The sequence below is a fragment of the Lysinibacillus sphaericus genome, assembly GCF_005217585.1.
GTDB classification, from domain to species: Bacteria; Bacillota; Bacilli; order Bacillales_A; family Planococcaceae; genus Lysinibacillus; species Lysinibacillus sphaericus.
In genome coordinates this window covers 147,003-164,758 of record NZ_SZPT01000004.1, presented here as the reverse complement: position 1 = coordinate 164,758, position 17,756 = coordinate 147,003, and the positions used below count along the sequence as shown (strand labels likewise).

Here is a 17,756-nt window from a genome sequence, read left to right as displayed (position 1 = left end):
ATTACCATGATAGAGTAATTTTAAATAATACACAGGAGATGAATAGATGAAAAAACCACAAGAGTTAGTTATGGAAGCATTGAAGTCGGCTGCAAGAAATAATCAAATGAAAGATGCATTTCAACAATCGAAAGAGCTGTATCCATTATTGTTGAAAGCCGCAAAAAGATATGTGGCAGGGGAAGTTAGAGCAGACGCCATTGCTGTAGCAGAAAATTTATTAGCGAAAGATTATCAAGTTTCACTGGAGTTTATAGGCGAAAATACTGTGCATCTTGAGGAATGTCAAAAGGCTGTGAAGGAATTTATGACGCTAATTGATGAAATGGGTACGCTGTCTTTGAAGCAAACCGTATCGTTTGATTTGTCGCATATAGGACTGTCTATAGACAAGGAAATTGCTTATAAACACTTGCTTCAACTTGTTCAGCATGCTAATACGCATGGCATTATTTTAATGGTTAGTATGGAGGAATCTTCAAAGACAGATGCTATTCTCGACATTTATAAAAAGATAGCGGCGCAATACGACAATATCGGAATAACCGTACAAGCTCATTTATACCGCACTGAAATGGATTTACAAGAGCTTGTTCAATATCCTGGAAAGATACGAATAGTCAAAGGGGCATTTCAAGAGCCAAGTACTATTGCGATGGAGAGGTCAGAAGCATTGAATCGTCGCTATCTACAATTTATAGATCAGTTAATCAAGTGGAATCATCCTTTTTCAATAGCAACCCATGATGAAGCCCTTATACAAGAGATGGAACAACGTCACTATTTTCACCAATCAAATGTAGAAATCGAGATGCTTTATGGCATTCGTCCAGATTTAATTCGAAGTTTACAGCGAAAGGGATATAACTGTAAGGTATATCTGCCATATGGGCAAGAGTGGTATTTATACTTGTGTCATCGTCTTGCTGAAAACCCAGAAAACTTATATTTAGCAGTAACAGATATGTTAAGTACATCATTACTAGATAGCAATCAAGGCTATTGATGAAACAAATTATTTCAGAGGGTGTTTTGAAAGTTGAAACATAGGAGAAAAGTGCATTGAATGGATGGGATTTTACAATGACGTTATAGAATAATATGTATCGTTAAACGCCCGTGCAACCGCAAGGACGCTCATATGTTCATAGAATATTATGTTTTGCAAGTATGTTTAGACTATGTAGATACTCACACACTATATGAAGAATCCGACTGTAAAGGTTTTTGGCTTGGACCCCAACGATTTGTCTGTGGCTGACTATCAAGCACTGTAAATACAAATAGTACGATTGCTCCAAAGGGGATGAAAATGATTAAAATCCATGCTCCACTGCGCCCTATATCATGAAGACGGCGGACCGTCACAGACAAACTAGGAATCATAAAGATTATTCCAAACAACGTGCTGAGTATTCCCACCTCTGGTGAAAATTTGAGATTTAGCATCTCTTCAATCATTACTATTACAAATGAAATAATAATTCCGAAAAGGTAGTACATCCAATATTCTTGTCGTCGAGCGCGACCACTAAAATTGAATGTGTTCTTCAAGGCATGTACAAACCACTTCATCAAAATGTCTCCTTACTAGAAATCTAAAATAGTTTATATTTAAGAGAGAAGGATGTATAGAGAATTTAATTGATTCATCTAACATAAGACTTTTCACTGTTGTTGTTCCCAAAGGTTGTTAATCATTATTTTTAATGGTTGAAATTCAATAAATCAACTTCTTTCTTAATCTTAATAATGCTTGTTATGAAATAGGTTGCATTTTTTCCTTAATATGTATTATATGTTATACTAAATACAATATAAGTCAATTAGAATAATGTTGAAGAACTACTAGAATACCATGTATCTATTACAGTAGATACATGGTTAGAAAACCGTTTCTAGTGCTCATGTTTTTCTTTGCTATATAGTAAAATGGTTATTTAGAAGTAGATGGTGATAGTAAAATTGAGCTTAAACTAGTTTAAGGCGAAGAGGTACATGAAAACAGAGAACGAAGAATAAAAATGAGTTTTAGTATCAACAGTAAAAAATTGTTGAATGAATAATTCTTGAACAAGTAACTACTTTGTCAGAACACAACTCAGTTATACCCTACACAACTTCGCAGAAGGAGGTATAAAAATGGGCTATCAACAAGCTTTATCACGTTATATTGACGCAACAAATACACATGATTTTAACAACGTCAAAGCATTATTACATCCACAGGCGGTTTATTGGTTTACGGATCGAACATGCACGTCGCTAGAAGAAATAGAAGCTTATTTCAAGCATGCATGGCATGTTATTCAAGATGAGGTTTATCGTGCAACCAATGTACAATGGCTTACTGCTGATGAAAATGCCGCTACATGTATCTATACATACCATTATGAAGGCTATCACAACGGCACATTTGTATCAGGTAGCGGGAGAGCAACGAATATTTTTACTGTTATGAATAATGAGTGGAAACTTATTCACGAACATTTAAGTAGCTAAGGTGACCTTAAAACCACTTGAATTAGTAGCAATGACAATTGCCTAGCACCCTTTTTAATCTAGCTTTGCCGCATAAATGCGAGAGCTTTCTCCCCAAGGGTGATAGCCAGTACCGATATAGGAAAAGCCATAGCGCTCATATAGACCGATATGATCTGTACAAAGATAGAGCTGTGGAAAACCATGTTGCTTTGCATCCTTCTTAGCTTGCTCTAATAGCAATGCACCATAGGCATGACCACGATGGCTTTCCTCAATATACACCGCACAGACCCAAGGATATAAATCCATCCGACTTATAAAGTCATTGGTAATTAAACCAGCACAGCCGATGATTTCATCATTATTCATTAATACATACCACTGTGGGAGCGGTACCTGTGCATCGATGCAATGGGCAATACAATCCTCATAGAGCATCATATTTTCCTCACTTGCCCATTTGCTCTGAATATAACGGGTCGCCATTTCAGCATAGCTTGGCTCCTTGCGTATGGAAATAATCTTCATTTTCGCCACCCCTTTGAAAAGTTAATAGATACGGTTATTATTGTAATTAATGGAAACATCAATAAGCAATAATAACTTGGGGAGGCTATAAACTTGCAGCAAGAAATCTATCAATGGGGACACGCCCAACATCCCACTTTAGTTTTTTTTCACGGTCTTGGTAGTACAGGTCTAGCATTTGGCGAACTAGCAAATTATTTACCAGCACATCATATCGTATCATTTGATTTACCTGGACATGGGTATGCATCAGCCTTGACAGAAGAAGCGGCTTATCTCCCATCAAATGTAATAGCATTAATCGAAAAGATGCTAACACAAAAGTTAGGTAATAAAAAATTTTATCTTATCGGACATTCTTTAGGTGCAGATTTGGCTTTACATTACGCAGCTACTTTTCCAAAGCAAATAGCTGGTCTTATTTTATTAGATGGTGGCTATTTAAGTTCACAAGATATGGGGATGACAGTAGAAATGGAGTTGCAGAACATTGAAAGTTTCTGTAACGATGTTAGATTCTCCTCTTGGGATGAATTTTTTCAATCGGAAAAAGAGGAGCTTTCGCGCTGGTCTGCTGAACTGGAAGCTGCTTCGCGTGCACAAGTAAAAGCATTGGATGGCGAAATTAGATTAGCTCTTTCCACGTTTACAGCACAATCGCTAATTAAAGGGCTTGATGCTGAACCCATTCGTCACAAACTTCAGCATGTGAAGTGTCCAACTTTATTGGTAAGTGCTACAAAACCTATTGAACTGGAACAAGTAAGAAATAAAAGTATAGCGGATTTCCAAGCAAAAGTAAGCAATGTTCAGGTAGAGCCTGTCCCGAATGCAGGGCATGATATTTTCCGCGATGCACCTGAGAAGGTAGCAGAAAAAATAACTGCATGGCTTGCTAATAATAATGGCTAAAGAATAATCGAAGCTGTACATTTAAAATAGGGGTTTAAATTACATGAAAAGGTTACGAACAGAAAGAGATTTAATAACGTTGATTGAATCTGATACGTGGATGATGGAAATTTTGCGCTGTGTGGAACAACAACAGTTACCCGACAGTTGGGTTTGTGCTGGCTTTATTCGTTCCAAGGTGTGGGATTATTTACATGACTATCAAGACAGAACGCCCTTAGCGGATATTGATGTTATTTATTTTGATAAGCAGCTAATTTCAGAAGAACAAGAGAAGCAATATGAACAGCGTTTATTGGAACTTTTACCAAAAGAACCGTGGTCTGTGAAAAATCAGGCGAGAATGCATATCGTAAACGCTAGTGAACCTTATCAATCTTCCGTTGATGGCATGGCACATTTTCCAGAAATCCCAACAGCGATTGGTGTAAGGCTTACAAAAGGTGTACTGGAATTGGCTGCACCTTATGGCATACAGTATTTACTGTCGGGTATTGTGGCACCGACCCCCTTTTTTTATAAACATACACATTTACATGAGATTTATCAAAAGAGAATTTATAATAAACAGTGGCAATCTAACTGGCCAAAACTATTTATAACGACACGATAGGCTAAAGGGGCGAAAAGAGATTGCAACAAGAAAAAAAGCAAATACTTATGCATTATGAAAAATCTATATTGTGGTTAGAGCACCTGTTAGATGTTACGGAGCAACAGTGGCGCATGCCAATCCAGCAAGGGAAGTGGACAGTAGCAGAGGTTATTGGACATCTAATTCCTTGGGATCAATTTGTATTAAACGAACGTTTGCCCTTTTTATTTTCAAAAAATCAGCTACCAAAGGGGCCAAATGTAGAACAGATGAATGCTCAAGCTGCAAGTAGTAGCCGCTTACAAAGCAAAGCGCAAATAGTACAGACATTGTTGAAGTGTCGGCGTTTACTGTTACAAGCGCTTCACGATTTACCGGATCAACAGTGGCAACAAAGTTTTAAGATTGGTTGCTCTGAACTTACACTTTACAGCTATTTTGCTGGATTGGTAGAACATGATCAGCATCATTTTTTACAAGTACAAAGTGTGCTAGGTGAAAAGCAATGGATATAAATATAAATCAAATCATTGATTATTATGCACAAGCAACAGTCAATTTTGTTGATATTTTCACAAATACAATGGAACCAGGACGAAAGGATACAGGACGTACTACTGCGCCTGGGAAATGTGGTTTAGTTTTCCCATTAGCTGGAAGTGCGTCTTTTAGTTTTAATGGGACACCCTATGCGATGGTGCCTGGAATGGTTGTCCATGCAGGACCACAAATGCCAATTGAAATTCAAGCGACTGGCGATAAGATATGGGAGTACGCAGTGGTTCATTATATACCATCAAAAGACATGGTGCCTTTCGCATTAGCCAATCAGCATTTTGCCATTCATACTGGAGATTATTCAAATATTATTAATCTTGTACAACAGTTAAAAGAAAGCTATGCCATGCCAGGGAGTATGGCGATTTTGAAATCTAAGGCAATATTTATGAATTTAGTGGAAGCTATCTTAATTTCAGCAAAGATGAAGATTCTTGACTCGGCAAATGAAATGATGGAACAAGTCGTTCAATACATACACGAGTACTATGCGAGACCACTATCGGTATCCAATATTGCGGAAGCATTCGGTGTCGAGCGTCGAAGATTAGCTTATCTTTTTGAACAACATACGGGCATGAATCCAAGTAGCTATTTAACAGAATATCGCATACGGCGGGCAAAAGACTTGCTAAGATATTGCAATTTTACGGTGGCAGAAATTGCTGAATGTGTAGGCTATGTTGATAGCTTTTATTTTAGTCGGGTATTTAAAAAAAACACAGGCATGTCTCCAACAGCATTTCGAAAATTAATGATGGAAGAAGCCAAATATGTATAAAGCAGACGAGGGAAACCGCCAATAAAAGCACATGAATCGCCAGTACACCTGCGCGCAACAAAAGTGTTAGATTGATTGCAGTCAATCTAACACTTTTTCTTTTTTAGTGCAGGCTTTTTGATAATTATTTTCGGCAAAAGTCCATATAGAAAACGAAATTGTCCATTCACAACTATTTTTCTCTTTGGTAGGATAGAACACGTAAATGATAATGACTATCAATTAATTAGTGGATTGCTATTGACTTATTAATGAAAATGATTATCATTATCGTTGATAGATGACCATGATGAGGAGAGATTTAATGTGAATAAATATATCAAAATGTGTGCGCCTGCACTTTTAGCACTATCCCTTGCTGCTTGTAATACCGATAAAGCGGCAGAGTCTACAGCAGTAAAAAATGAAGCGGTTACAAGTTCTACAGAAACACAAACAGAACAAGCAACAACACAGAACATTACATATTTAGGCGAAACGTATGAACTACCAGCAAAGGTAGAAAATATTGTAGCGGCAAGTTTAGAGTCTATGGAAGATGCTGCAATGCTGGATATTAAACCAGTGGGTGTACTCGATATTGGTGGCAAAATTCCATCCTATCTTACAAAGGAATTAGCAGGAGCCCAACTTGTAGGCAATAAAATGGAGCCAAATGCAGAGGCCATTTTAGCACTGGATCCTGACGTTATTATTGGGACATCCAAGTTCCCAGAAGAAACGGCGGAAAAGCTCAATAAAATTCAAACAATGATTCCTTACTCGCATATTTCAACAAATTGGAAGGAAAACTTAACATTGCTCGCACAGCTTACTGGGAAAGAAGAGGATGCTAAAAAAATCATTGCAGACTATGAAACGAAGGTTGCCGATGCTCAAATGAAATCAAAAGAGCAACTAGCAGACAAACAGGTGTTAATTGTTCGTTTGCGTGGTGGCGTTATGTATATCTATCCTGCGGGTGTTTACTTAAATCCTGTGCTTTATGAAGACTTAGGGGCACCAGTTCCTGAAATCGTAACAACGACGAAGGCACAAGCGGAACTTTCACTTGAAACGTTAGCGGATATCAACCCGGATGCAATTTTCCTGCAATTTGAGGAATCTGAAAATACAGATGCTCCGAAAGCATTAGAAGATCTGCAAAAAAACCCAATCTTTGCAAGCCTAAAGGCAACTAAAAATGAACAAATTTTTGTTAATGCCATTGAGCCTCTAGCTCAAGGTGGTACTGCTTGGTCTAAAGTGAAATTCCTAGATGTTGCAACGGAGAAATTACTTAAATAGATGAAATAGGCTGGTAGTAGAATTGGTGGAATCACCGGGCTATTACCAGCCTTTTCATAAGATAACGAATAAATAGAAAAAGGTGTCGCAGTTGAAAAAAACAAACATAGTATCATTTTCTATATTGGTAGCTTCACCTTTCCTCATTGCGATTGTGGCTTTAATGTCTATTATGTACGGGACAAAGGATATTAGTGCCTTAACAGTGTGGCAAGCCATAACAGTATTTGATCCTGCAAATATTGACCACCAAATTATAAGGACTAGCCGTATGCCTAGAATGTGCGCCGTATTGCTAGTAGGTGCGTTTTTAGCAGTAGCGGGTGCAGTTATGCAAGGTATTACTCGAAACTATTTAGCATCGCCATCCTTAATGGGCGTTAACGATGGTTCAGCCTTTGTTATTACATTAGCCATTGTATTCTTTCCTGGACTCCCAAACTATCAAATGATATTGCTATCGATGCTCGGCTCAGCATTAGGTGCTGGCATTGTTTTCGGCTTCGGTTCCCTTATTCGAGATGGGCTATCGCCAGTTCGATTAGCCATTATAGGGACGGTTATAGGGACATTTTTAAGTAGTATAGCGACAGCGATTGCAATGTATTTCCAAGTATCACAAACGGTTAGCGCTTGGTATAACACAAAGGTACATATGGTCGACAATAGTATGCTCTTACTATCCATTCCTTTTGGCTTAATTGGTCTAATGCTGGCGTTATTTTCGGCAAGGGCCATTACAATCACCGCATTAGGTGATGATATTGCTATAGGTCTCGGACAAAAAACAAAAGCAGTAAAAATGGTTAGTATGCTCGCCGTCGTATGTTTAACAGGAACTGCGGTTGCACTTGTAGGAAAAATTGCTTTTGTTGGGCTTGTTATTCCACACATTACACGTTTTCTTGTTGGCGTGGATTACCGTTTTATTATCCCATGTGCAGCACTAATAGGTGCATTCTTCTTAGCCCTTTGCGATGTGCTCAGTCGTTTCGTTAATTATCCATTCGAAACGCCCATTGGTGTATTAACTGCACTGGTCGGTGTTCCATTCTTCTTATATTTAGTTCGTAAGCACGGAGGTGAAAAGCGTGCATAGTAGAGCTTCCCGTGTAGTCATTACGGTCATCACTATACTTCTTTTATTAATTTTAGGGACAAGCTATCTCCATTTGACAAATGGTGTTTTTGATATGTCCGTAATGGATGTACTAAAAACACTCTTGCGAATTGAACCCAACCCGAAATTTGATCTTGTTATTTTTGAATTTCGTCTCCCACGAATAGTCATCGCGGCACTTGTTGGGGTAGGGCTAGGAATGGCGGGAGTCGTGTTACAGGGTATTACACGCAATGGCTTAGCAGACCCTGGAATTTTAGGCATTAATGCTGGCGCGGGTGCAGCAGTTGTTATTTTTATGTTTTTCTTTCAGTTACGTGTGGTCACAGCGGATATCAGTAGCTGGTTATCCATTTTAATGATGCCGATTTTTGGTTTTGTTGGTGGTACGATGGCCGCGGCTTTAATTTTCTCCTTTGCGATGAAAAATGGTCATTTAGATATGCAACGTTTGATTTTAACAGGGATTGCTATTAATAGTGGTTTTGGCGCGTTATCGTTGTTTCTATCATTAAAAATGAATGCACAAGATTATGAGTCTGCTGCCGTTTGGATGGCTGGTTCTATCTACAATGCCAATTGGATTTTTGTCGTGTCGATGTTGCCATGGCTCCTATTGTTAGGTTTTTATGTTTATCGAAAATCGTATTTACTCGATTATTTTCAATTGGAAGAAGACAGTATTACGAGCTTAGGCATAGCGCTGGAAAAGGAAAAAATGAAGTTATTATTGGCGAGTGTCGGCTTAGTGAGTGCCTGTGTATCCGTTTCGGGGAGTATAGGCTTTATAGGGTTAATGGCGCCACATATTGCGAAACAGCTTGTCGGTATTCAACATCGTTATGTTATGCCGGTAAGTGCGCTTATAGGGGCTTGTTTACTAGTGCTAGCAGACTTTATTGGTAAGACGGTGTTTGCACCTTCAGAGTTGGCTGTAGGCATTGTTGTGTCCATTATTGGTATACCTTACTTTTTGTATTTGTTAGTAAAGTCAAAAGCTTAGGGGGAAATCGTGTGCAAACTGCATTTAGAATGGAAAATTTATCTTCAGGTTATGAGCATGTCCGTGTATTTGAAGGGTTGAATTTAACGATAGAAGAGGGCAAAGTGACAACGATAATAGGACCAAATGGTTGTGGCAAATCAACATTATTGAAAACAATTGGGCGCATTTTAAAGAAGCAACAGGGAATCGTTTATTTGCAGGAACAAAATATGCAAAATTTATCGACCAAAGAAATTGCAAAAAAGTTAGCGATCTTATCCCAAACACCGATTGCACCAGGACAGTTAAAGGTAGAGGAGCTAATTGCATACGGTCGTTATCCACATCGTCATAATGTCAATCGTTTAACGAAGAAGGATGAAAAAATGATTGAGTGGGCCTTAACAGTTACAAATACATTGGAGTATCGCAGTCGTGAACTCGCACAACTTTCAGGAGGGCAACGACAGCGTGTCTGGTTAGCAATGGCATTGGCGCAAGAAACGAGTATTTTGTTGCTAGACGAGCCCACGACTTATTTGGATATGGCACATCAGCTAGAAGTGCTTGATATCGTAAAAAATTTAAATGAACAACATGGCTGTACGATTGTGATGGTTTTACATGATATTAACCATGCAGCGCGCTATTCAGACCATTTAATCGCTATGCGTCAAGGTGTTGTAGTGGAAACAGGTACTCCACAGGAAATTTTATGCGCGGATGTGATGCGCAAGGTATTTAATATTTCTGCGAGAATTATGGAAGATCCAGCAACAAACACCCCTGTATGTTATGGCTATGATGTGTTAAAGGAGGGAGACAAATGATTGTTGGACAAGTAGACAGTGTATCTGATTTTTTTTGCTATGAAATGACGTCGATGTTTACAGATTATACGTATTCGATAAATGTTTATGTCCCTCAAGGGCAAGCACCTAAAGAAGGCTTTCCTATAATCTATGTATTAGATGGTTCGTCCTATTTCCAGTACGTGAAGGAAGCCATCCGTCTACAAAGTCGTAACGCACCTAAAACGGGAGTATTACCTGCCATTGTTGTCGGTATCGGTCATCTAGCTGATATGCATGAACGCCGTTTCTACGACTTTACAGCACCTGCAAAAACGTATAGTTATCCTGCCAGATTTAAAGGCAAAGGTTATCATCAGCATGGAGGGGCAGAAAACTTTAGTCGCTTTTTACAGGAGGAATTAAAGCCGCGACTTTCTGCACAATTTCATGTAAATGAACAGCAACAAACATTATTTGGTCATTCGTTAGCAGGTTATTTCGCACTATGGCAATTATTAAATAATAGAGGTAGTTACCAACATTATATCGCTATTAGCCCCTCAATCTGGTGGAATGAACATGAGTTGTTTGCTAGAGTAAAGGCTTTTATGGAAGCGCATCAACATGTGAAGGAAACCATATTTATTGGCGTAGGAGAACTGGAAACGTTTATGGTAGAAGATGCGCGACAAATAGCGGATCAGTTAGAGAAAGTAATGGACATAGTCTTTTATGAGGCATTAAGCGAAAACCATGCATCTGTAGTCCCTACTGTTATGAGTAGAGCTATACGCTTTGTGCATAAAAATTAATTTTACAGCCGCATTATCTTAGGTAATGCGGTTTACTTTTGGATAATAATACAATAATATGTATTTAAAATCAAAAAAGGTGTGATATAAGTGGGCGTTATTTTAGCAGATAGTCAACATGCACACATAGTGCATAAAGTCATGATGCAAGCTTTTAAAGAATATGAACATGCAACACCGCCGTCTAGCGCATTAAGCGAAACAGTGAGCTCAATTGAACTGGCACTACAAAATGGCGAGCAAGCTTTTATTAGTTATATGGAAAATGAACCTGTCGCGATGGTTCGATTTACATTGAATGATGAGGGGATATATTTCTGCCGATTATCTGTAGTTCCGGAAAAGCAAGGTCAAGGTTTGGCCAAGATGTTAATAGCTGAAGTTGAAAATTATGCGCGTGCTCAAGGCAAAAGTGTAAGCAAATGTAAAGTCCGTATGAGTGTACCACGTAATATTGCATTGTATCGTGCATTGGGATATGTTATTACGAAAGAAACGATGGCAGAAAATCTTAACGGTATTTCGCTTCCTATTGTAACAATGGAGAAGACACTGTAGGGGGGCATGTATTTGAAAAAAAGAATAGGCTGTTTGCATGCACATCATTCAAATATAGACTACATAGAGCAAGCATTTAATGGTTTTCAAGAGATAGAGCTAGTGCACTTTGTTGACCCGGGACTCATTCAGCATGTGACAAAGGGTACTGATCATTTGTCCTTAAAGGTAAAAGAGCAATTGGAGTGGATAGCAAGCTGTAATATCGATGTCATTTTGATTACATGTACAAATTACATTGCATTGTTAAAAGAAGAGCAACTGTCATTATCTATACCGATTATAAAAATGGATGAACCTTTTTTTCAAATGATATGTGAAGAGACGCAGCCCCAATTTATTCTTTTTACAAACCCTGCAACGGTAGATGGAACGATGGAGAGACTTTACCAATATGCGAAGCGCCATAAGAAGGCCATCAATGTCCAGGTGAAGGTACTAGACAATACATTTGACCTCATTATGCAAGGGAATAAGGCAGCGTATAACAATGCAATTATCCAATATTTCCGGGAAATAATGAATGATGGGCTGCGGATTGCTGTTTCACAGCTTTCGATGGTTGAGGCCGCACAACAATTTGAAGAGGAGTTCGGTGTAGCCATTACACACCCATTGTTATCGTTAGTGGAATTTTGGAGACTCGTTGATACAAAATGTGCAAATCCTGATAAAAAATAAAATGAAAATGAAATGAAACTTTTAAATTGGTAGTATAATGAATTTAGAAATAGAAACGGGGGCGAGCTAAATGAACGATTTACGCTATCCAATTGGACAATTTCGATTTCCAGAAGTAGTGACCGCACAGCATGTACAGAAATGGATTGATGATGTCCGTCTATTGCCGAGGCAATTAGCGGAAGCATTAAGTGGAGCAAGTGAACAATCATTAGCAAAATCCTATCGAGAGAACGGTTGGACAGTCACGCAATTAGTCCATCATCTAGCGGATAGTCATATGAATAGTTTTATTCGCTTTAAGTTAGCTTTAACTGAAGATACACCGACAATTAAGCCCTATAACGAAGAACATTGGGCAATGCTCCCTGATTCAGATATGCCAGTTGCGACTTCCTACAAGTTGCTAGAAAGTTTACACGAACGTTGGGTCTATTTGCTGACAAGTTTAACCGATGAGCAATTACAAAGTGCATTTCACCATCCAGACAACGGGTTCATGACGCTTGAAAAAGCACTCGCTCTGTATGCATGGCATGGAAAGCATCATCTTGCGCATATACACAATGCTCTTGCAAAATAGATAAAATAGGCGACTTTTTCTCACATTTGAGAGAAAGTCGCCTCTTAATTTTTTTGTTAATGCATGCTACTAAACATGTATCAAATTATACAATTGTTATACCTGCACTTGCAGTACCAGTTAATACTTGTGCAACAGCTACACCAGTTGTAGTGATTGAGTACACCATTATTAGTTTGTCACCAGCAGAAACTGCTACCGGTGCAAAACTGCCTGAACCAAACGCTGTAGCACCTAATGCTATTGCTCCTGTAAATGCTGGAGCTAAGTTAACTGTAGCATCTGTAGCAGTATAAGTCGTACTTCCAGCAGGTGCACGATAGATTGTCGCAGTAACTGTAGTAGAGCCCACTAGAGCAATGGCAACTGTAGCAGAGAATGATGCAGATAAACCTGTAATACTACCAGCACGTGGTACTGTAAATGCTTCTGTTACAACGCCTGATAAGTCAAGCGTGTTACCTACAAGCGTTACACCAGGAACTGCAGTACCGAATCCGATAAGGGATGGTGTAGCGATTAGCCCAGTAACTAAAGAAGTTAACACAACAGGTGTAACCCCAGAAGAGAATGGAATAATGGAACCGCCTGTAGCTGGTTGTGATGGTGTGATACATGCAGCATCAACCGCTAAAAATGGACCTAATGCATGACATTCCATACCTCTAGATGAGCAACCACATCCGCTATTAGACATAGGATCATTTAAGAACATATTTACACCTCCTTTCTTCATTATTCTATTCATAGAGGAATAGAGTAAAAGGGCTATTAACTACATACATAAAGCTATTTTTATCTTCATTAAAAACTAAAGAAAGGTTTTAGGACGTAACATGATAGTCTATCGTCTATTTGATAAATGTCACAGCTAAAAATACGCAACCATCAATGTAAATGAGGGGAATGTGGACATGAAAAAGTCCAATAGGTATTGTGAATACTTATTGGACCGTTTCATATAGGAATTGTAATGGCTATTTTCATGGTATTGAATGGTTTTTCCTCCGAGGCGTTCAAACTAATTACGTCTACGAAATAGATTGAAAAATAAAGAATTTTTTTCTTTTTTCTGGTCTACTTCTATTACTTCTTCTATTGCTTCTTCTACCATTACCTTTTCAACAATTTCTAGTTGGTTGCTAGCTTCTTCATTCGTTGCTATAAGCGGCGTATGTTCTTCTATAACTAAATCATGGTTGTCGAATGTTTCAGCTTCCGTAGCAGGAGGCATAGTTGGAGTATCTACCGTTGCCTGAACTAATGACGAAGATTCTGTTAGCACCAAGTCATTAGCTATGGGTGCTGTTAAACTATTCGTTTCCAAGATGCTTACAGGGACTCCCTGTGTATCTGCTGCATTTTTAAAGTGAAAAGTCGATTCTGCTGTAGTGTTTCGATATAAACCGTTGTAAATATGACTTGGATGGGTATTAATTGATTGAAAATAATGTTGGTTAAAATGACGTTCTTCATGTTTTTTATCGGAATTAGGATTAGGTGGATGATGCATGCCGGTGTTTATATTTGTTGCTTTGCCAGCCAAACTTTGAAGAAATTGATAAGTTGGTTCGGTCGTAGTTAATGATGGTTGTACAGTTGTTTGAGCAATTTCTTCTAAAAGCTTTTTTGTAGGGTTGGCAATATTTTTTAACGAGTTTTCATCAATATTCGTAAAATGAGTATCTGTTGGCGGTGATGCTCCATTGTTATCAACCGTTATTATTTTATTTAATACGGCTAAAATTTCCTGATTCATTTCTTCTATTGTTTGATTAAGGGATTGTATTTGAATCGAAAGCTGCTTTACTTGTTCCTCGTATTCTTTAATTTGTAAGCTTTGCTTATCATCAATTGTTTCAGTTAAGCCCTCTATATGAGCGATTTGCGTTTTCAGCTCCTCAAACTCATTCTTCACAAATAGATAATCTTCAATTGAAGTACCCGCTTTTAAAGTAGTTAACGTCTCTCTATAGGAATCAATTTTTTCTTTCAATTTTTCAATGTCTTGAGTGGAGTACAACTTCGAATCTTCCATTGCATTTCACCCCTTTCAGTCCATTAGTATTTTATTAAAAAACTCTACTTTCTGTTACAAAACCATGTAAACAGTCGAGAAGAAAGCAACGGTTCTATTCACTACACGACAACACCTCTCTTGAATAAATATCCTGTAAATTATTTGTTAGCCCATGCACTTAACGCTAAAAAACATATGCTACAAACGAAAGATAAAAAACTTATGGAGGTGTCAAAAGGATGCAAGATAATATGCCATCCCAGGCGCGCGAACTAATTTGTATAAATGTCGATAAGGTATATGACTGGATTGTAAAGGAAATGTCATTTGATATTTCGCCAACAGGTGCCATTACTTTCCCTGGTATAACACCAACGACAGTTTTAACAGGTGCAACTGTTACGTGTAGAGTAATCCCGGCTGCGACAAACCCAATCGTGATTCTTAATCGTGAGAATCGCCAATTCTCTATTGATGGATCAACAGTTTGTCTGCAACACTTGAATATTCAAAAGAACTTCATTCTTACAATTGTAGTTACTTTACCAAATGGTACTGTGTTTACAAGCAGTGAGATTCCGGTATCACGTTGTGAACAAGTTACATTATGTGCACCTAAAGGAACAGATGTTGAAATTCTTTATACAGATTTAGATTGCTTCGTGTGCACAACAGGTACGCTTACTGCTGGTACTGGAACAATTACATTTTCTGCGTTAACAATTACAGTAGCAGTATGTCAAAGTATTCAATCTACGTTCCCAGTTACTGTAGAGTTCTTAGCAAACTACTGCGAACCAAGAGCAGATTTACCATTCTCATGCCCAACTGCGGTTCGTCCAAAACAATGTTCCGTTATTTTCCCAACAATGGGGTAATGGTGCTAACACATAAGAAGTTGTCATAACATAAAGAGAGGATTATCCTCTCTTTTTTATTTTGGTTACTTATTATATAGGCAAGGGGGCCCTAATTATGAGTATTCATAATGAGTCTGTGCAAGAAAAAATAAGGAAGCTGAAAGAACAAACAACATTATATGTCGATGAAATGAAAAGACTGGTGAAAGAGCTCGACCAGAAAAAGGAAGTAAGTAGCGTTAGTTATTTCACAACGTCACTTAATATTTCATATGATGCTGATCAAGAAAGCCTATGTCTTGGCTCTTATCATATTCGCAATATCGGTAATCAACCACTAACAAATCCGTATATTTGTATAAAGCTGCCTGATGATTCTCCTTTTTCATTTTCAGGAAGGTATGTTTATGAGCATTTTAATCAAAATTTAAAAGTTTCCGGTAGCTGGGAACGAATACATGATACTTCTAACAAAACAGAATTTTGGCTTAAACCAATAGGGAAACCAACAATTGAGCCAAATGAGACGATTTCATTTACTAATTTCCAAATTAAATGGTCCCATCATTTATCCTATGCAGGTACAATAACGGGATTTACATATTGTGATGAGCTACAAGACGGTGTCCTAGTAATAAATCCTATTAATCTTAATGGAATGAGCAGTGTAAAGGAGGGGCAAGATGAGTGAATTAGAGGAACAAAAATTAGAGGTAGGGCTTGAGCAAATCGTACGTCAATATATGAAGGATCGGCTGATAAATGTCTCAGACTTTAAACAGGAGGAAGATAATAGTTTTGCTTTTCTAGAAAAAAACACGTTGCAACTATTGCTTGCCTCCTTGCTATCCGGGGACAAGAGAGTACTAGTAGAGAATGGCAATGGGCAATTTGAATTAAGTATTGTAAAGCAGCTAGATGAAATGATTGAGGAAACGAAAGTGCAGTTTGAGGAAGTAATGGATCTTTTGAAAAAGCTATCGTGATAGGAGGTACTAACGTGGATAATCAAAGCGTTAAAAATAACGATCCTATACAGCTACAGCAAATGATTATTTTTTTAAGAGCAGAGCTTGCGAAATATAAAAATGAAATAAATCGACTTAGAGATAGCGATTATTATTCACTCGTACTAAGACTAGAGCGAGAAAATGTCCGACTGACAAGACAAAATAAAGAACTTTCAATGGATCGTATGAAGTTAAAGAGAACGTTTGAAAGGGAGTCAAAGACCTATGAAGAAGATAGACAAAAAAGAGAGAGTCAACGACAAAAACATATTGCCTCGATAGACCTACTGTTAAAAGAAATAGAGCGCTTACGTACAGAAAATAAACAGTTACAGTATACAAGGAAGCAGACCCATCAGGATATAGCAGTAGATGATAAGCGTGCTATAGAGAATCTCGAAATACAGTTAAGTACATTTACGAAAGAACTCAATGCAAAAGTGAATTCGATAATGGATACTTTACAGCAAGATGACACAACTAATGTCTATGATTATTTAGTTAAAGAACTAGCAGAGAGAAACGATGAAATCCATAAATTGTCCATAGAGTTAATGGAAATAAAAAATAAAAAAACAAGTGCGGAAGCCGTATCGAATGAAAAAACCCTATCCGAGTTAAACGCTAAGATTGAAAAAATAATAGCTCAATCGATTGATTTTGAAGAGCAACTAGAAAAGAAAGTACGTATACTGGATGACTTAGAGCAACAATTAAACCAGCTCGTTATAGAAATCAATGCCAATCAATCGATGTAAAATAAGTGCTGGCATCATTTAAGCGGTATGTGGAATCAGGATGGATGTATCCTCTTATGTAAAATCAAAAAATTAGGGGCTCACTAGTAGTTGATTATGGAGGACATAGAAGTGCTACTCAAAATACTCAAATGGAAGCCGCAACTAACGTGAATCAGCGAGTTGCGGCTTATTGTGTGCCTGCGTACGAACATCATGGCACAGCCTGAAGCTATTTTTTCTATAAATGTTACGCAAAATTAAGCGCTGTTATTATTTTGTTTCTCGGTGTAATGTAACACGCTTCAAACGGGGTGAATATTTCTTTAATTCCAGTCTTTCAGGATTATTTCGTTTGTTTTTAGTTGTAATGTAATTTTTATCGCCTGTTTCAGTGCAGGCTAAAGTAACTTGAACACGCATATTATCGACTCCTTTTAAATCGTAATTA

Annotated in this window: 23 protein-coding genes; 18 read left to right on the top strand and 5 right to left on the bottom strand. The window is 37.9% G+C overall.

Annotated elements, in window-relative coordinates:
- The first annotated feature begins 46 nt into the window (after positions 1 to 46).
- Complete coding sequence (locus FC748_RS16990; RefSeq protein WP_108030781.1) at positions 47 to 1,006, top strand: proline dehydrogenase family protein; 960 nt, start codon at positions 47 to 49, stop codon at positions 1,004 to 1,006.
- A gap of 185 nt (positions 1,007 to 1,191) precedes the next feature.
- Here the strand turns inward: FC748_RS16990 and FC748_RS16985 are convergent, their stop codons facing one another.
- Entirely contained in the window at positions 1,192 to 1,575 is a 384-nt protein-coding gene (locus FC748_RS16985) for a DUF805 domain-containing protein (RefSeq protein WP_024360822.1), read from the bottom strand.
- A gap of 567 nt (positions 1,576 to 2,142) precedes the next feature.
- Between FC748_RS16985 and FC748_RS16980 the strand changes: the two genes are divergently transcribed.
- Positions 2,143 to 2,502 carry a YybH family protein gene (locus tag FC748_RS16980; protein ID WP_024360821.1) on the top strand — a complete coding sequence of 120 codons (360 nt, stop codon included), beginning with the start codon at positions 2,143 to 2,145 and terminating at the stop codon, positions 2,500 to 2,502.
- A 54-nt stretch (positions 2,503 to 2,556) separates the two neighbouring features.
- Here the strand turns inward: FC748_RS16980 and FC748_RS16975 are convergent, their stop codons facing one another.
- A complete protein-coding gene (locus tag FC748_RS16975; RefSeq protein WP_108030782.1) occupies positions 2,557 to 3,012 on the bottom strand; it encodes a GNAT family N-acetyltransferase in 456 nt (151 codons plus the stop codon).
- A gap of 93 nt (positions 3,013 to 3,105) precedes the next feature.
- Here FC748_RS16975 and FC748_RS16970 point away from each other — a divergent pair, with 93 nt between their 5' ends.
- The 12 genes from FC748_RS16970 (at position 3,106) to FC748_RS16915 (ending at position 12,678) form a co-directional block, all read left to right on the top strand.
- Positions 3,106 to 3,924 (top strand): alpha/beta fold hydrolase, encoded by an 819-nt coding sequence (locus FC748_RS16970; RefSeq protein ID WP_167492693.1) that lies wholly within the window; start codon positions 3,106 to 3,108, stop codon positions 3,922 to 3,924.
- A gap of 43 nt (positions 3,925 to 3,967) precedes the next feature.
- Complete coding sequence (locus FC748_RS16965) at positions 3,968 to 4,537, top strand: nucleotidyltransferase family protein (RefSeq protein WP_108030784.1); 570 nt, start codon at positions 3,968 to 3,970, stop codon at positions 4,535 to 4,537.
- Positions 4,538 to 4,557: 20 nt separating this feature from the next.
- Positions 4,558 to 5,034: a DinB family protein gene (locus tag FC748_RS16960; protein ID WP_108030785.1), complete on the top strand. Its 477-nt coding sequence runs from the start codon at positions 4,558 to 4,560 to the stop codon at positions 5,032 to 5,034.
- The gene (locus FC748_RS16955) at positions 5,025 to 5,858 is read left to right on the top strand and encodes an AraC family transcriptional regulator (protein ID WP_238600207.1); all 834 of its coding nucleotides are present in this window, start codon (positions 5,025 to 5,027) and stop codon (positions 5,856 to 5,858) included. The genes FC748_RS16960 and FC748_RS16955 overlap by 10 nt, the downstream gene beginning before the upstream one ends.
- 306 nt (positions 5,859 to 6,164) lie before the next feature.
- Positions 6,165 to 7,145 carry an ABC transporter substrate-binding protein gene (locus tag FC748_RS16950; protein WP_108030786.1) on the top strand — a complete coding sequence of 327 codons (981 nt, stop codon included), beginning with the start codon at positions 6,165 to 6,167 and terminating at the stop codon, positions 7,143 to 7,145.
- 91 nt (positions 7,146 to 7,236) lie between these two features.
- Entirely contained in the window at positions 7,237 to 8,244 is a 1,008-nt protein-coding gene (locus FC748_RS16945) for a FecCD family ABC transporter permease (protein WP_025220772.1), read from the top strand.
- Positions 8,245 to 8,272: 28 nt separating this feature from the next.
- The gene (locus tag FC748_RS16940) at positions 8,273 to 9,268 is read left to right on the top strand and encodes a FecCD family ABC transporter permease (RefSeq protein ID WP_193768806.1); all 996 of its coding nucleotides are present in this window, start codon (positions 8,273 to 8,275) and stop codon (positions 9,266 to 9,268) included.
- Positions 9,269 to 9,297: 29 nt separating this feature from the next.
- On the top strand, positions 9,298 to 10,080 hold the full coding sequence (locus tag FC748_RS16935) for an ABC transporter ATP-binding protein (protein WP_029747439.1): 783 nt from the start codon (positions 9,298 to 9,300) through the stop codon (positions 10,078 to 10,080).
- Positions 10,077 to 10,856 carry an alpha/beta hydrolase gene (locus FC748_RS16930; protein WP_024364617.1) on the top strand — a complete coding sequence of 260 codons (780 nt, stop codon included), beginning with the start codon at positions 10,077 to 10,079 and terminating at the stop codon, positions 10,854 to 10,856. Before FC748_RS16935 ends, FC748_RS16930 begins: the two co-directional genes overlap by 4 nt.
- Positions 10,857 to 10,946: 90 nt before the next feature.
- Entirely contained in the window at positions 10,947 to 11,414 is a 468-nt protein-coding gene (locus FC748_RS16925) for a GNAT family N-acetyltransferase (RefSeq protein WP_108030788.1), read from the top strand.
- 6 nt (positions 11,415 to 11,420) lie between these two features.
- Positions 11,421 to 12,095, top strand: a complete 675-nt coding sequence (locus FC748_RS16920) for a hypothetical protein (protein ID WP_108030789.1) — start codon at positions 11,421 to 11,423, stop codon at positions 12,093 to 12,095.
- A gap of 70 nt (positions 12,096 to 12,165) precedes the next feature.
- A complete protein-coding gene (locus tag FC748_RS16915; protein WP_025220768.1) occupies positions 12,166 to 12,678 on the top strand; it encodes a YfiT family bacillithiol transferase in 513 nt (170 codons plus the stop codon).
- Positions 12,679 to 12,763: 85 nt separating this feature from the next.
- On the opposite strand, the gene FC748_RS16910 is transcribed toward FC748_RS16915, so the two are convergent.
- Positions 12,764 to 13,393: an exosporium glycoprotein BclB-related protein gene (locus FC748_RS16910; RefSeq protein WP_024364613.1), complete on the bottom strand. Its 630-nt coding sequence runs from the start codon at positions 13,391 to 13,393 to the stop codon at positions 12,764 to 12,766.
- Positions 13,394 to 13,699: 306 nt separating this feature from the next.
- Positions 13,700 to 14,716, bottom strand: coding sequence for a hypothetical protein (locus FC748_RS16905; RefSeq protein ID WP_108030790.1), 1,017 nt, complete (start codon positions 14,714 to 14,716; stop codon positions 13,700 to 13,702).
- A gap of 221 nt (positions 14,717 to 14,937) precedes the next feature.
- Between FC748_RS16905 and FC748_RS16900 the strand changes: the two genes are divergently transcribed.
- The 4 genes from FC748_RS16900 (at position 14,938) to FC748_RS16885 (ending at position 17,326) form a co-directional block, all read left to right on the top strand.
- Positions 14,938 to 15,576: a BMQ_0737 family morphogenetic spore coat protein gene (locus FC748_RS16900; protein WP_024364611.1), complete on the top strand. Its 639-nt coding sequence runs from the start codon at positions 14,938 to 14,940 to the stop codon at positions 15,574 to 15,576.
- A gap of 97 nt (positions 15,577 to 15,673) precedes the next feature.
- Positions 15,674 to 16,249, top strand: coding sequence for a hypothetical protein (locus FC748_RS16895; protein WP_108030791.1), 576 nt, complete (start codon positions 15,674 to 15,676; stop codon positions 16,247 to 16,249).
- On the top strand, positions 16,242 to 16,544 hold the full coding sequence (locus tag FC748_RS16890) for a hypothetical protein (RefSeq protein ID WP_108030792.1): 303 nt from the start codon (positions 16,242 to 16,244) through the stop codon (positions 16,542 to 16,544). The genes FC748_RS16895 and FC748_RS16890 overlap by 8 nt, the downstream gene beginning before the upstream one ends.
- Before the next feature lie 14 nt (positions 16,545 to 16,558).
- Entirely contained in the window at positions 16,559 to 17,326 is a 768-nt protein-coding gene (locus tag FC748_RS16885) for a V-type ATP synthase subunit I domain-containing protein (protein WP_108030793.1), read from the top strand.
- A gap of 252 nt (positions 17,327 to 17,578) precedes the next feature.
- Here the strand turns inward: FC748_RS16885 and rpmG are convergent, their stop codons facing one another.
- The gene (rpmG, locus tag FC748_RS16880; protein ID WP_004231780.1) at positions 17,579 to 17,728 is read right to left on the bottom strand and encodes a 50S ribosomal protein L33; all 150 of its coding nucleotides are present in this window, start codon (positions 17,726 to 17,728) and stop codon (positions 17,579 to 17,581) included.
- Positions 17,729 to 17,756: the final 28 nt, after the last annotated feature.